This is a genomic window from Klebsiella sp. K47, from assembly GCF_051858335.1.
GTDB classification, from domain to species: domain Bacteria; phylum Pseudomonadota; class Gammaproteobacteria; order Enterobacterales; family Enterobacteriaceae; genus Klebsiella; species Klebsiella pneumoniae.
Genome location: NZ_JBPYUI010000020.1, coordinates 39,897 through 55,078, shown reverse-complemented (window position 1 = coordinate 55,078; position 15,182 = coordinate 39,897). Strand labels below are relative to the sequence as shown.

Here is a 15,182-nt window from a genome sequence, read left to right as displayed (position 1 = left end):
TATTACGCGCTACAAATTGTGCGCAACGACAGACAGTCAGAAGGTTGAACTCACGATGAAAACGCCGCTGATCACCCGCGAGGGATATGAAAAACTGAAGCAGGAGATGGACTACCTGTGGCGCCAGGAGCGTCCGGAAGTGACCAAAAAGGTGACCTGGGCCGCCAGCCTCGGCGACCGCAGCGAGAACGCGGACTACCAGTACAACAAAAAGCGCCTGCGGGAGATCGATCGCCGGGTCCGCTATCTGACCAAATGTCTGGAACAGTTGAAAATCGTCGATTACTCGCCGCAACAGGAAGGTAAAGTCTTCTTCGGCGCCTGGGTAGAGATTGAAAACGATGAAGGCGATATCAAGCGCTTTCGCATCGTCGGTTACGATGAAATTTTTGGCCGCAAAGACTATATCTCCATCGACTCGCCGATGGCGCGCGCACTGTTAAAAAAAGAGGTTGGCGATCTGGCCATCGTCAACACGCCGGCGGGCGAAGCCAGCTGGTATGTCAACGAGATCGAATACGTTAAATAGACAAGAACTTTCCGAGAGACGCCCGGCGCGGCTGGTATTTTTAGCCGTCAGTCCGTATAACTAGTCCCTGTTTTTTGACCCTAAAGATGAATTAAAAGCCATGATGAATGATTCGCTCTGCCGCATTATTGCGGGTGAACTTCAGGCCAGAGCCGAACAGGTAGAAGCTGCCGTTCGCCTGCTTGATGAAGGGAACACCGTGCCGTTTATTGCACGTTATCGTAAAGAAGTCACCGGCGGTCTGGATGACACGCAGCTGCGTAATCTGGAAACTCGCCTCGGCTATCTGCGCGAACTCGAAGACCGTCGTCAGGCGATCCTCAAATCCATCGCTGAACAGGGCAAACTGACCGACGCGCTGGAAAAAGCCATCAACACCACGCTCAGCAAAACCGAACTGGAAGATCTCTACCTGCCCTACAAGCCGAAGCGCCGTACACGCGGCCAGATCGCTATCGAAGCCGGGCTCGAACCGCTGGCTGACATGCTGTGGAACGAACCGGCCCACGATCCGGAAGCGGAGGCCGCAAAATATATTGATGCCGATAAGGGCGTAGCCGACAGCAAAGCGGCCCTGGACGGCGCGCGCTATATTCTGATGGAGCGGTTTGCCGAAGACGCCGCGCTGCTGGCGAAGGTCCGTGACTATCTGTGGAAAAACGCCCACCTGGTCTCCACCGTCGTCAGCGGTAAAGAAGAGGAAGGCGCTAAATTCCGCGACTACTTCGATCACCATGAACCGATCGCCACCGTGCCGTCGCATCGCGCGCTGGCGATGTTCCGCGGTCGCAACGAAGGCGTCCTGCAGCTCTCTTTAAACGCTGACCCGCAGTTTGACGAGCCGCCGAAAGAGAGCCACGGCGAGCAAATTATTATCGACCACCTGGGCCTGCGCCTGAATAACGCCCCGGCGGACAGCTGGCGTAAAGGCGTCGTCAGCTGGACCTGGCGGATCAAAGTCCTGATGCATCTCGAAACCGAGCTGATGGGCACCGTGCGCGAACGCGCGGAGGACGAGGCAATCAACGTCTTCGCCCGCAACCTGCACGATCTGCTGATGGCCGCGCCCGCCGGGCTGCGCGCCACCATGGGACTCGATCCGGGCCTGCGCACCGGGGTGAAAGTGGCCGTCGTCGACGCCACCGGTAAACTGGTCGCTACCGATACCATCTATCCCCACACCGGCCAGGCCGCCAAAGCGGCCGTCGCCGTCGCCGCGCTGTGTGAGAAGTACAACGTTGAGCTGGTGGCCATCGGCAACGGTACCGCCTCGCGTGAAACCGAGCGTTTCTTCCTCGACGTGCAGAAACAGTTCCCGAAGGTCACCGCCCAGAAGGTGATCGTCAGCGAAGCCGGGGCTTCCGTTTACTCCGCCTCCGAGCTGGCGGCGCAGGAGTTTCCGGACCTCGACGTGTCGCTGCGCGGCGCGGTCTCCATCGCCCGCCGTCTGCAGGATCCCCTGGCCGAGCTGGTGAAAATCGACCCAAAATCCATTGGCGTCGGCCAGTATCAGCACGACGTCAGCCAGACCCAGCTGGCGCGTAAGCTGGACGCGGTGGTGGAAGACTGTGTGAACGCCGTCGGCGTTGACCTGAACACCGCCTCCGTTCCGCTGCTGACCCGCGTCGCCGGCCTGACCCGCATGATGGCGCAGAACATCGTCGCCTGGCGCGACGAGAATGGTCAGTTCCAAAACCGCCAGCAGCTGCTGAAAGTCAGCCGTCTGGGGCCGAAAGCCTTTGAACAGTGCGCGGGCTTCCTGCGTATCAACCACGGCGACAACCCTCTGGATGCCTCCACCGTTCACCCGGAAGCTTACCCGGTGGTCGAACGTATTCTGGCCGCCACCCAGCAGGCGCTGAAAGATCTGATGGGCAATAGCAGTGCGCTGCGCCACCTGAAGGCAGTGGACTTCACCGATGAGAAGTTTGGCGTCCCGACGGTCACCGACATTATCAAAGAGCTGGAAAAACCGGGCCGCGATCCGCGTCCGGAGTTTAAGACCGCGAAGTTCGCCGATGGTGTGGAGACCATGAATGACCTGCTGCCGGGAATGATTCTGGAAGGTGCCGTCACCAACGTCACCAACTTCGGCGCGTTTGTTGATATCGGCGTTCATCAGGACGGACTGGTACACATTTCGTCGCTTTCTGACCGGTTTGTTGAGGATCCGCACACCGTGGTGAAAGCGGGCGACATCGTCAAGGTCAAAGTGATGGAAGTCGATCTGCCGCGTAAGCGTATCGCCCTGACCATGCGTCTCGACGAGCAGCCGGGCGACAGCAACGCCCGCCGCGGCGGTGGTCAGGAGCGCCCGCAGGGTAACCGCCCGGCCGCGAAAGCCGCCAAACCCCGCGGTCGCGAGGCGCAGCCTGCCGGCAACAGCGCGATGATGGATGCCCTCGCCGCAGCGATGGGTAAAAAACGCTAAACTCTCCCTGCCCCTTTTTCAGGGGCAGTTTTTTTTCATGACCAGGCCATCGCCATCACGCGCAAAACAGCTTCAGTTGTTTCTGATAACCTGCTTTTATTCCACGCCTGAAAGGCAGCGAAATTAATATTTTCATTTCGTTAACTTCAGAAACCTTAATTAAACATTAGATCGCCGAAATAATATTTCGCGCATTTTTGATTACAGGCTGACTTTGCGGCATATCAATAAAAAGGTGATTTTCACTTTAAAAATAGCCTGCAGCGCATCATATGTATTGATGATAAAAACCATTCTCATTATCATCGATTACAGAACGTTTTTTCTTTTTTCGTTGGCTACGGTCCCCGGCGCAACTGCCTCCAGGCGTCCGGAAAATTCTTCTTCGGTTAGCGATAGACAAGTAGGCCCTATGCAATTCACACCTGATAGTGCGTGGAAAATTACCGGTTTTTCTCGCGATATTAGCCCAGCATACCGTCAGAAACTGCTCTCCCTCGGCATGCTGCCCGGTTCCTCTTTTCATGTGGTTCGCGTGGCGCCGCTCGGCGATCCTGTTCATATTGAAACCCGACGCGTCAGTCTGGTATTACGCAAAAAAGATCTCGCCTTAATCGAACTGGAAGCGGTTGCACAATAACGGCTGGCCCGGCACAAGAGTCTGAAATATGCAAAAATTAACCGTTGGTTTAATTGGTAATCCTAATTCCGGAAAGACCACCTTATTTAATCAGCTGACCGGCGCTCGCCAGCGTGTGGGCAACTGGGCTGGGGTGACCGTTGAGCGTAAAGAGGGGATTTTCGCCACCACTGACCACCAGGTCACGCTGGTCGACCTCCCGGGAACCTACTCCCTGACCACCATCTCCTCGCAGACCTCGCTGGACGAGCAGATTGCCTGCCACTACATCCTGAGCGGCGACGCCGACATGCTGATTAACGTGGTCGATGCCTCCAACCTCGAGCGCAACCTCTATCTGACGCTGCAGCTGCTCGAGCTGGGGATCCCCTGCGTCGTCGCGCTGAACATGCTGGATATCGCCGAAAAGCAGCAGGTGCGGATCGATATCGACGCCCTCGCCGCCCGTCTCGGTTGCCCGGTCATTCCGTTGGTATCGACTCGCGGACGGGGGATCGAAGCGCTGAAGATCGCCCTCGACCGTCATCAGGCGAACAGCGATCTTGAGCTGGTCCACTATCCGCAGCCGCTGCTGCGCGAAGCTGACCTGCTGGCGCAGCAGATGTCAGCGCAGATCCCGACCCGGCAGCGGCGCTGGCTGGGTCTGCAGATGCTGGAGGGCGATATCTACAGCCGGGCCTATGCCGGCGACGCCGCCGATAAACTGGATATCGCTCTGGCGAATCTCAGCGACGAGATCGACGACCCGGCGCTGCACATCGCTGACGCGCGCTATCAGACCATCGCCGCCATTTGCGACGCCGTCAGCAATACCCTGACCGCCGAACCAAGCCGCTTCACCGCCGCGATGGACAAAGTGATCCTCAACCGCTTCCTCGGGTTGCCGATTTTTCTCTTTGTCATGTACTTGATGTTCCTGCTGGCGATCAACATCGGCGGCGCGCTGCAGCCGATTTTCGATGCCGGCTCGGTCGCGATCTTTGTGCATGGCATTCAATGGCTGGGTTACACCCTGCACTTCCCGGACTGGCTGACCGTGTTCCTCGCCCAGGGGATCGGCGGCGGTATCAACACCGTGCTGCCGCTGGTGCCGCAGATCGGCATGATGTATCTGTTTCTCTCCTTCCTTGAGGACTCCGGCTACATGGCGCGCGCCGCCTTTGTGATGGATCGCCTGATGCAAGCCCTCGGCCTGCCGGGGAAATCCTTCGTCCCGCTGATTGTCGGTTTTGGCTGCAACGTGCCGTCGGTGATGGGCGCCCGCACCCTTGACGCGCCGCGCGAGCGTCTGATGACCATTATGATGGCGCCGTTTATGTCCTGCGGCGCGCGGCTGGCGATCTTCGCCGTCTTCGCGGCCGCCTTCTTTGGTCAGAACGGCGCGCTGGCGGTCTTCTCGCTCTATGTGCTGGGCATTGTGATGGCCATCCTCACCGGCCTGATGCTGAAGCACACCATTATGCGCGGCGAAGCCTCGCCGTTCGTGATGGAGCTGCCGGTGTACCACGTCCCGCATATCAAGAGCCTGATTATCCAGACCTGGCAGCGCCTGAAAGGCTTTGTGCTGCGCGCCGGGAAGGTGATCGTCATCGTCAGCATCTTCCTCAGCGCGCTGAACAGCTTCTCACTGAGCGGTAAGGTCGTCGACAACATCAACGACTCCGCGCTGGCCTCGGTGAGCCGGGTCATTACGCCGGTGTTTAAACCGATCGGCGTGCATGAAGATAACTGGCAGGCCACCGTCGGCCTGTTTACCGGCGCGATGGCGAAAGAGGTGGTAGTGGGTACGCTGAACACCCTCTATACCGCCGAAGATATCCAGAATGAGGAATTCAATCCGCAGACCTTCAGTCTCGGCGAAGAACTGCTCGCCGCCGTCGATGAGACATGGCAGGGACTGAAAGACACCTTCAGCCTCAGCGTCCTGGCCAACCCCATCGAAGCCAGCAAAGGCGATGGCGAAATGGCCACCGGCGCCATGGGGGTGATGGGCAGTAAATTTGGCAGCGCGGCGGCGGCATACAGCTACCTGATCTTCGTCCTGCTCTATATTCCCTGCATCTCGGTGATGGGCGCCATCGCCCGCGAATCAAGCCGCGGCTGGATGACCTTCTCCATCCTGTGGGGGCTGAATATCGCCTATTCGCTCTCGACGCTCTATTACCAGACCGTTAGCTTTAGCGATCACCCGCGCTACAGTCTGGTATGTATCCTGGCGGTAGTGTTGTTCAACGTGGTGCTCTTCGGCCTGTTGCGCCGGGCGCGCAGCAGGGTGGACGTCTCGCTGCTGGCCACGCGAAAAACGCCGGCCTCCTGCTGTTCCAGCCCGGCTGGCGATTGCCACTAAGGAGGGACTGTGGCGTCGTTAATGGAAGTCCGCGATATGCTGGCCCTGCAGGGCCGCATGGAGGCGAAACAGCTCAGTGCTCGCCTGCAGACACCTCAGCCGCTGATTGACGCCATGCTTGAGCGAATGGAAGCCATGGGTAAGGTGGTCCGGATCAGCGAAACGAGCGAGGGCTGCCTCTCCGGCAGCTGTAAAAGTTGCCCTGAAGGGAAAGCGGCGTGCCGGCAGGAGTGGTGGGCGCTGCGATGAAAGGAGTCAGGCCAGGTCGCGCAACGAGGTAAAACGAGTAAGACAGCTATGAAAAACGGGCCAGCAGGCCCGTTTTCTTATGACTGGATTATTTATAAACGTCAGCGTTCGCGTGTACGGTTTTTTCGTTTTTCTGCCCGGCAATCACCACAAAGTATTTCCCACCCAGCTCATCGGCTTTTTTCGACAGATCGCGTCGGGCGTCCATCGGCGACGTCGTCCTGGAGGTCGTAATGCTACCGACCTTGGTCAGATTCATCTTCGCCACGTCTTCTTTTTGGATCTCTTTCGCGGCGAATGCGCCGAAAGAGAGGGTGCCTATCACCAGAGATGCAACCATTCCTGTAACAAGTTTCATAGCCTCTACTCTCCATAAGGTTGTTATTGTAGGTCACGGTGGCGGATTGAAATAATCAACCACCGTAACAACCTAAGTATTGCTAGGAATGGCCCTTTTACCATGGCGCGGCAAAAAAAATTACCCCAGCCGCGTCTTCAGCGCCAGCAGCGGCTCGCAGAAGGCCGCGGGATGGGAAACAAACGGCGCATGCGCGGCCTTATCGAAGAGGATTGACTCGCTTTCCGGCCACAGGTCATCCAGCAACGGGACGATCTTGCGCGGCACCAGTCCATCCAGCCGGCCATACAGCCGCAGAAACGGCATCGGCAGCCTGACCAGCGCCTGACGCAGATCGACGGTTCTGAGGATCTCCAGTCCGCCATTCAGCGCCTCGGCGGAAGGCATCGGCAGCGAGAGCACCGCCTGCTTTAACGCCCGCGCATCCTGACGCGCGCTCTCTGTGCCCATGGTTTGCAGGGCGAGGAATCGCTCGACGGTGCGCTGGAAATCGTCGCTCAGCTGCTGCTGAAATCCGGCCAGCACCTCGGGCTTGATGCCGGGCCAGTCGTCACGAGCCGCGAAACAGGGGGAAGAGGCAACCGTCACCAGCGCCTGCACGCGTTCCGGACGCATAATCGCGACCTGGCTGGCCACCAGCCCGCCCAGGCTCCAGCCCAGCCACACCGCCTGTGGAGGGGCCTGCTCCAGCACCCGCTGCGCCATCGCCTCCAGCGACATCGCCCCAAACCCGCCGCTGCGGCCATAGCCCGGCAGATCCACCAGGTGGAGGGTAAAATGCGAAGCCAGCTGCGGCGTGATGCAATCCCATACCTGAGCGTTCAGCCCCCAGCCGTGCAGCAGCACAAGATGACAATCTCCTTCGCCGATTGTTTGCCACCAGATGTCGTTCATCCGTTACCGTTCTCTTTTTACTGGACAGAAGGCCAAATATGCTAACAGCACACAGCTTATGCTGGCTATGCCAAATGCCGCTGGCAGTCGCCCGCTGGGGGATCTGCTCCCGCTGCAGCCGCGCCCTGCTCGCCTGTCCCCCGCTCTGCCCGCAGTGCGGCCTGCCGGCGGCGGCATCCCGTCACCCCTGCGGCCGCTGCCTGCAAAAGCCGCCTCCCTGGCATCGGCTGGTGGCGGTCAATGACTATCGCCCGCCGCTGAGCGGTCTGGTGCAGCAGCTGAAGTTTCACCATCGCCCGGAGCTGGGCCCCGCCCTCGCGCGTCTGCTGCTGCAGCGCCTTCTGCAGCGTGACGATTTGCCGCCAGTAGACGCTCTGGTCGGCGTGCCGCTATGGCATCGCCGTCGCTGGCGCCGGGGTTATAATCAGTGCGACGAACTGTGCCGACCGTTAGCCCGCTGGCGAGGATGCGTCTGGCATCGCGAAGGCCTGACTCGCCAGCGAGCCGGCGCCGTCCAACATTCGCTCAATGCCCGCCAGCGCAGGCAGAACCTGAAAAATGCCTTTCAGCTTGAATTTGCCGTGCAGGGACTCCATATCGCTCTGGTGGATGATGTCGTCACGACCGGCAGCACCGTCGCCGAGATATCCCGCCTGCTTTTGCGAAACGGCGCCGCGACGGTTCAGGTATGGTGTTTGTGCCGTACCTTGTAGACCCCCGCTGATGGGCGTATTATAACCCAGTAAAATAGTCAACTATTAGGCCAACGCTATGATCCGTATTTCCGATGCTGCACAAGCGCACTTTGCCAAACTGCTGGCAAATCAGGAAGAAGGGACGCAAATTCGCGTATTTGTGATTAATCCCGGCACCCCAAACGCTGAGTGCGGCGTATCCTACTGCCCACCGGATGCGGTGGAAGACACCGACACGGCGCTGAAATTTGAACAGCTGACCGCCTATGTCGATGAGCTCAGCGCGCCCTATCTGGAAGACGCTGAAATTGATTTCGTCACTGACCAGCTCGGCTCGCAGCTGACGCTGAAAGCGCCGAACGCCAAAATGCGCAAAGTCTCTGACGATGCCCCGCTGATGGAGCGCGTCGAGTACCTGCTGCAGTCGCAGATTAACCCGCAGCTGGCAGGCCACGGCGGCCGCGTATCGCTGATGGAGATCACCGACGACGGTCTGGCTATCCTGCAGTTCGGCGGCGGATGCAACGGCTGCTCGATGGTCGACGTGACCCTGAAAGAAGGTATTGAAAAACAGCTGCTGAACGAGTTTCCGGAGCTGAAAGGGGTTCGCGATCTGACCGAGCACCAGCGCGGCGAGCACTCCTACTACTAAACCCTTCCTCCGGCGGCAGCCTGCCGCCGGATCGCCGTGATCCATTCTGTGTTACCGCGCAACATCTCCCGCTAAACGACCGGCAAAAACCGGGGAAAGAGTATGACTTAAGTCTCATATTTAACATTTTCCCACGTCAGGTGATTCTCAACCCTCACATGTTACCCGTATCATCCATTTCAGGCGCCACCGGCAAAAAAATAGCCAGCTATCCTTTCTCTGGGTAAGGATAATGCAAGCGTTTACGGCGCCAGACTATTTTGCTCCCTGACGGAGCGGATGCTCTACAGGTTCGAACTTTGACGTTACCCATAACAAATTAAGGCCAGGTAAATCATGCCATTAGTCATCGTTGCTATCGGGGTTGCCCTGTTGTTGCTGTTAATGATCCGTTTCAAAATGAACGGCTTCATTGCGCTGGTTCTGGTGGCGCTCGCCGTCGGATTAATGCAGGGTATGCCACTGGATAAAGTGATCGTCTCCATCAAAAACGGCGTTGGCGGCACCCTTGGCAGCCTCGCGCTGATCATGGGCTTCGGCGCTATGCTCGGTAAGCTGCTGGCAGACTGCGGCGGCGCCCAGCGTATCGCCACCACGCTTATCAATAAGTTCGGTAAGAAGCATATTCAGTGGGCGGTGGTCCTGACCGGCTTCACCGTTGGCTTCGCCCTGTTCTATGAAGTGGGCTTCGTGCTGATGCTGCCGCTGGTGTTCACCATCGCCGCCTCGGCCCGTATTCCGTTGCTGTACGTCGGCGTACCGATGGCAGCCGCGCTCTCCGTCACCCACGGCTTCCTGCCGCCGCATCCGGGTCCGACCGCGATCGCCACCATCTTCCATGCCGATATGGGCAAAACGCTGCTCTACGGCACCATTCTGGCTATCCCGACGGTTATCCTGGCGGGACCGGTGTTTGCGCGCTTCCTGAAAGGGATAGATAAGCCGATCCCGGAAGGCCTGCATAACCCGAAAGTGTTCACTGAAGAAGAGATGCCCGGCTTTGGCGTCAGCGTCTGGACCTCGCTGGTTCCGGTGATCCTGATGGCGATGCGCGCCGTGGCTGAGATGATCCTGCCGAAAGGCCACGCCTTCCTGCCAATTGCCGAGTTCTTCGGCGACCCGGTGATGGCCACCCTGATTGCGGTACTGATTGCCCTGTTCACCTTCGGTTTGAACCGCGGCCGCTCCATGGAGCAAATCAACGATACCCTGACCTCTTCGATTAAAATCATCGCCATGATGCTGTTGATCATCGGCGGCGGCGGCGCCTTCAAGCAGGTGCTGGTGGATAGCGGCATGGATAAATACATCGCCTCTATCATGCACGAATCGAACATGTCTCCGCTGTTTATGGCGTGGTCTATCGCCGCGGTGTTGCGTATCGCGTTGGGTTCGGCGACCGTGGCCGCCATCACCGCGGGCGGGATCGCCGCGCCGCTGATCGCCACCACCGGCGTCAGCCCGGAGCTGATGGTTATCGCCGTTGGCTCCGGCAGCGTTATCTTCTCCCATGTTAACGATCCGGGCTTCTGGCTGTTCAAAGAGTACTTTAACCTGACCATCGGCGAGACCATCAAGTCCTGGTCGGTGCTGGAAACCATTATCTCAGTCTGCGGCCTGGTGGGTTGTCTGCTGCTGGGGATGGTGGTGTAAGGTCACTCCCGCCACAGAAAAAGGCCGGTCCGCGTGAAGCGGGCCGGCCTTTTTTATCGGACATGCTCTTCGCCGCGCAGAGGAGCGCGCGGCAGGAAGTTATCAGGAGGCGGCTTTCTTGCTCGCCGCCTTGCGCCGTTTATCCAGATCCTTAATCAGCTTATTGACCCGTTCATCGGCAAACATCTGCTCCAGGGTGACGGACAGCTTCCGGCGCCAGTTCGGGTACTCGGTGCTGGTGCCCGGAATGTTAACCGGCGTCGCCATCTCCAGCCAGTCTTCCGGCTGCAGGCCCAGCAGGGCGCTGTTGCTGTCGGCAATATAACGCTGCATCCCCCGGTTGAGGATCCCCGTCATGCTCATCAGCGAGGCCTTATGGCCGGCGCGCTTGGGCAGACAGCCGTACTTATGCAGTGCGTCCAGCAGCCCTTGTTTCGCCAGCTCGCGGTCCTGGTACAGTCCGCGCAGCACCACCTCATCAGGATAGAGGCCCAGCGCTTTACCTAACGTCAGATCGCCGCTTTCCCAGTAGCCGCGGAGAGTGGGCAGGTCGTGCGTCGTCGCCACAGCCATTGATTGCTCCGGGTACAGCGCCGGCGCGCGGAACGTTTTCTCTGCATCACTCTCAAAATAGAGCACCTTATAAGAATAGACGCCGCTGTTGCGTAACTTGCTGACGATCTCCACCGGTACCGTGCCCAGATCTTCACCGATCACCATGCAGCGATGACGCTGGCTTTCCAGCGCCAGAAGCGACAGCAGATCGTCGACCGGATACTGAACGTAAGCGCCATGGTCGGCGGTTTCACCATACGGGATCCACCACAGACGCAGCACAGACATCACGTGATCGATGCGCAACGCGCCGCAGTTCTGCATATTAGCGCGCAGCAGGTCGATAAACGGCTCATAGGCGCGGGCGGCAATGATATGCGGATCCATCGGCGGCAGGCCCCAGTTCTGGCCCAGCGGGCCCAGAATATCCGGCGGCGCGCCTACGGATGCTTTCAGGCAGTACAGTTCACGATCGCACCAGGTTTCCGACCCGCCCTCGGCGACGCCCACCGCCAGGTCGCGGTAGAGGCCGATCGGCATGCCGTCACGCTGGCTGGTTTCCCAGCAGGCAGCAAACTGACTCCAGGCCAGCCACTGCAGCCAAAGATAGAAACTGACGTCATCCTCATGCTCAACGCAGAAGGCTTTCACCTCCGGGCTGTCGATATCCTGAAAGGCCTTCGGCCAGGCCGGCCAGCCCCAGCGCAGCGGGTCCTGTTGTACCTGCCAGGCGTGCAGCGCATCGAAAGCCGCCTGCCAGTAGAGGCTTTCCCCTTCGCGCAGAACAAACTCGCGGAACGCTGTCATCTGCTCATCTTCACGACGAGAGAATTGTTTCCATGCCATACGCAGCGCGGTCATTTTCAGCGTAGTGACGGCGGTATAATCCACATCGTCCGTTTCCCGCGCCGCCTGCAGTGCCTGCTGCGTTGCCGGAGACTGCCACCACGCCTGCGCCTCTTCGCTACGCTGGAAATCTTCAACCGCGTTGACGTCGATATAAATAACGTTCAGCCAGCGACGTGAAGACGGGCTATAGGGGCTGGCGCTCTCCGGGTTCGCCGGATAGAGGGCATGAATCGGGTTAAGGCCAATAAACGACCCGCCGCGGCGGGCGATTTCCGGCAGCATGGCCCGCAGATCGCCAAAATCGCCGATCCCCCAGTTTTTCTCTGAGCGCAGGGTATACAGCTGCACGCAGGTGCCCCACAGCTTTTTCCCCTCTTTCAGCGGCTGCGGCTCATAGCAGCGGGCTGGCGCGACGATAGTCCGGCAGTGCCAGCGCTCCCCCTCCTGGGTGAGGGTCAGGGAGTGGTACCCCTCCGGCAGTTTGGCCGGCAGCGGCAGCGTCTCGCCGCCGCGGGTTTTCCCTTGATACTGCTTACCGTCCTCAGTAGTCAGGATCCACTGATACTCACCGCGTCCTGCCACCGGCAGCGACATTTTTTTGCCGTGAGTGAAAATTTTCACGTTCGGCAGCGGGTTAACCGCCACTTTCGTGGCGGCGGTAGAGCGATGCATCGCATCCAGCAGGCGCTGTTTGGTGACAGCCGCGATAGACTGCGGCTTGCCGTGCGCGTTGATATAGCTGGGGCTGATGCCCGCCGCCAGCGCGGCATTATCGAGGCGTTTACTCTCCATAGGCCTTCCTTTAGCGTTTCGCCTGCCAGATACGTTGCTGATAATCGCGGATCGAGCGGTCGGAGCTGAACATGCCGCAGCGCGCGGTGTTGAGGATAGCCGCGCGGGTCCAGGCCTCCTCGTCGCGATACAGCTCATCTACCCGTTTTTGCGCCGCTACGTAGGCTTCGAAATCGGCCAGCACCAGGTACGGATCGCCGCCCTGCAGCAGGCTGTGCAGCATCTGATCGAAGGCATGCTTGTCGCCGTTGCTGTAGGTGCCGTTCTCCAGCTCCTTAAGCACCGCATCGAGCAGCTTGTCTTTTTTACGCCATTTCAGCGGATCGTAGCCTTTCGCTTTCAGGGCTTTCACCTCTTCAACCGTGTGGCCGAAGATAAAGATGTTCTCCTCGCCCACCTGCTCAGCGATTTCCACGTTAGCGCCATCCAGCGTCCCGACGGTCAGCGCGCCGTTCAGCGCCAACTTCATGTTGCCGGTGCCAGAGGCTTCTTTACCCGCGGTGGAGATCTGCTCGGAGATATCCGCCGCCGGGATCAGTTTTTCTGCTGCCGATACACAATAGTCCGGCAGGAAGACCACCTTCAGCTTATCGCCGACTTTCGGGTCGTTGTTGATCGCTTCCGCTACCTTATTGATGGCAAAAATAATGTTTTTCGCCAGATAGTAGCCCGGCGCCGCTTTCGCGCCGAACAGGAAGACGCGCGGTACGCGGTCGGACTGCGGGTTTTCGCGGATCTCTTTGTACAGCGCAAGGATATGCAGCAGGTTAAGGTGCTGACGCTTATACTCGTGCAGACGTTTGATCTGGATATCGAAGATCGCCTGCGGGTTGATCTCAATCCCGGTACGCTGCTTCACAAACTCAGCCAGATGAACTTTGTTGGCCTGCTTGATATCGCGATAAGTCTGACGGAACGCCGCATCGTCAGCATATTTTTCCAGGTTGATCAGCTGGTCGAGGTCATTGGCCCACTCTTTTTTCAGCGTCTCATCCAGCAGCGAGGCCAGCGCCGGGTTGCACTGCTTGATCCAGCGGCGCGGCGTGATGCCGTTGGTCACGTTATGGAATTTGTTCGGCCACAGCTGGTTATATTCCGGGAACAGATCTTTTACCACCAGATCCGAGTGCAGCGCCGCCACGCCGTTGACAGCAAAGCCGCCCACCACGCACATGTTGGCCATCCGAACCTGTTTGTCATGCACCACCGCCAGCTTCGCCCAGACCTGCTTATCGCCCGGCCAGGTTTTGTCCACCAGCTGTTTAAAGCGGTCGTTGATCTCTTTAATGATCTGCATATGGCGCGGCAGCAGCGCTTTTACCAGCTTCTCATCCCAGCATTCCAACGCTTCCGGCATCAGGGTGTGGTTGGTGTAAGCAAAGGTTTTGCTGGTGATCGCCCAGGCGTCGTCCCAGCTAAGCTGGTGCTCGTCGATCAGCACGCGCAGCAGCTCCGGGATGGCGATGGTCGGGTGCGTATCGTTCAGCTGGATCACTTCGTAATCCGCCAGTTCGGCCAGCTTGCGGCCTGCCAGATGATGACGGCGCAGGATATCGGCCACTGAGCAGGCGCACTGGAAGTACTGCTGCATCAGGCGCAGTTTTTTACCGGCCTGATGGTTGTCGTTCGGGTACAGCACCTTGGTCAGTTTTTCCGCGTCGATGCCCTGCTGCTCGGCGCGCAGGAAATCGCCATCGTTGAATTTGGTCAGGTTGAACGGATGAGCGTGTTTGGCCTGCCACAGACGCAGCGGCTGGGCGACGTTGTTGCGATAGCCAAGCACCGGCAGGTCCCAGGCTTCGCCGGTAATGACGAACGCCGGCTGCCATTCGCCGTTTTTGCTGACTTTCCCGCCGATACCTACCTGGACATCCAGCGCTTCGTTATGACGGAACCACGGGTAGCTGCTGCGCCCCCAGTCGTCAGGGGCTTCCATCTGCTGGCCATCGTCAAATGACTGGCGGAACAGGCCATACTGGTAGTTGAGACCGTAACCGGTCGCCGACTGCCCCACCGTCGCCATGGAGTCGAGGAAGCAGGCTGCCAGACGTCCCAGGCCACCGTTACCCAGCGCCGGGTCAGTCTCTTCTTCCAGCAGATCGGTGAGGTTGACATCGTAGCCTTTCAGCGCGTCGCTGACGCCCTCGTACCAGCCCAGGTTGAGCAGGTTGTTGCCGGTCAGACGACCAATCAGAAACTCCATTGAGATGTAGTTAACGTGACGCTGTCCTTGCGCCGGTTTCGCTACCGGCTGCGCCGCCAGGAGTTCCGCCAGCGCTCCGCTGACTGCGCGCCACCATTGACGCTGTGTCATCTCGGAAGCGGACTGTAAACCAAAATGCTGCCACTGACGCGTCAGTGCAGCCTGAAACTGAGCTTTGTTAAATGTAGTCTGTGACATAATGAGATCCGGGTCCTTTACTAAAACGATGGCGCTAGTGTGCCGACCTCCCGATTCATCGTCCTCATCCTGACGGGGATTAGACAGGGAGGAGTGGCGGGGATGAGCGAAAAGTGTGATCCTGAACACTATAGTGT

12 protein-coding genes are annotated in these 15,182 nt (G+C 58.8%); 8 read left to right on the top strand and 4 right to left on the bottom strand.

The window, feature by feature from the left end; genetic code table 11:
* Positions 1–55 precede the first annotated feature (55 nt).
* From greB to feoC, 5 genes are all read left to right on the top strand, one after another.
* Positions 56–529, top strand: coding sequence for a transcription elongation factor GreB (gene greB / locus RRF55_RS18775; RefSeq protein WP_002920503.1), 474 nt, complete (start codon positions 56–58; stop codon positions 527–529).
* 100 nt (positions 530–629) lie between these two features.
* Positions 630–2,960, top strand: a complete 2,331-nt coding sequence (locus RRF55_RS18770) for a Tex family protein (protein ID WP_064153060.1) — start codon at positions 630–632, stop codon at positions 2,958–2,960.
* Between the two features lie 412 nt (positions 2,961–3,372).
* Positions 3,373–3,600 carry a ferrous iron transporter A gene (gene feoA, locus RRF55_RS18765; protein ID WP_002920506.1) on the top strand — a complete coding sequence of 76 codons (228 nt, stop codon included), beginning with the start codon at positions 3,373–3,375 and terminating at the stop codon, positions 3,598–3,600.
* A 28-nt stretch (positions 3,601–3,628) separates the two neighbouring features.
* Entirely contained in the window at positions 3,629–5,947 is a 2,319-nt protein-coding gene (gene feoB / locus RRF55_RS18760; RefSeq protein WP_002920508.1) for a Fe(2+) transporter permease subunit FeoB, read from the top strand.
* A 9-nt stretch (positions 5,948–5,956) separates the two neighbouring features.
* On the top strand, positions 5,957–6,196 hold the full coding sequence (feoC, locus tag RRF55_RS18755; RefSeq protein ID WP_002920509.1) for a [Fe-S]-dependent transcriptional repressor FeoC: 240 nt from the start codon (positions 5,957–5,959) through the stop codon (positions 6,194–6,196).
* A gap of 88 nt (positions 6,197–6,284) precedes the next feature.
* Here feoC and RRF55_RS18750 read toward each other — a convergent pair whose 3' ends face one another.
* Together RRF55_RS18750 and bioH are read right to left on the bottom strand one after the other, a co-directional pair.
* Positions 6,285–6,554: a YdgH/BhsA/McbA-like domain containing protein gene (locus RRF55_RS18750; RefSeq protein ID WP_002920510.1), complete on the bottom strand. Its 270-nt coding sequence runs from the start codon at positions 6,552–6,554 to the stop codon at positions 6,285–6,287.
* A 120-nt stretch (positions 6,555–6,674) separates the two neighbouring features.
* Positions 6,675–7,448 carry a pimeloyl-ACP methyl ester esterase BioH gene (gene bioH / locus RRF55_RS18745; RefSeq protein ID WP_004174021.1) on the bottom strand — a complete coding sequence of 258 codons (774 nt, stop codon included), beginning with the start codon at positions 7,446–7,448 and terminating at the stop codon, positions 6,675–6,677.
* 38 nt (positions 7,449–7,486) lie between these two features.
* Here bioH and gntX point away from each other — a divergent pair, with 38 nt between their 5' ends.
* The 3 genes from gntX (at position 7,487) to gntT (ending at position 10,448) form a co-directional block, all read left to right on the top strand.
* Positions 7,487–8,161, top strand: coding sequence for a DNA utilization protein GntX (gene gntX, locus RRF55_RS18740; RefSeq protein ID WP_004185961.1), 675 nt, complete (start codon positions 7,487–7,489; stop codon positions 8,159–8,161).
* Positions 8,162–8,219: 58 nt separating this feature from the next.
* Positions 8,220–8,795: a Fe-S biogenesis protein NfuA gene (nfuA, locus tag RRF55_RS18735; protein ID WP_002920540.1), complete on the top strand. Its 576-nt coding sequence runs from the start codon at positions 8,220–8,222 to the stop codon at positions 8,793–8,795.
* Between the two features lie 336 nt (positions 8,796–9,131).
* The gene (gene gntT, locus RRF55_RS18730; protein WP_002920542.1) at positions 9,132–10,448 is read left to right on the top strand and encodes a gluconate transporter; all 1,317 of its coding nucleotides are present in this window, start codon (positions 9,132–9,134) and stop codon (positions 10,446–10,448) included.
* 102 nt (positions 10,449–10,550) lie between these two features.
* Here the strand turns inward: gntT and malQ are convergent, their stop codons facing one another.
* Positions 10,551–12,644 (bottom strand): 4-alpha-glucanotransferase, encoded by a 2,094-nt coding sequence (gene malQ / locus RRF55_RS18725; protein ID WP_002920543.1) that lies wholly within the window; start codon positions 12,642–12,644, stop codon positions 10,551–10,553.
* 10 nt (positions 12,645–12,654) lie between these two features.
* A complete protein-coding gene (malP, locus tag RRF55_RS18720; RefSeq protein WP_004151407.1) occupies positions 12,655–15,045 on the bottom strand; it encodes a maltodextrin phosphorylase in 2,391 nt (796 codons plus the stop codon).
* Between the last annotated feature and the right edge of the window lie 137 nt (positions 15,046–15,182).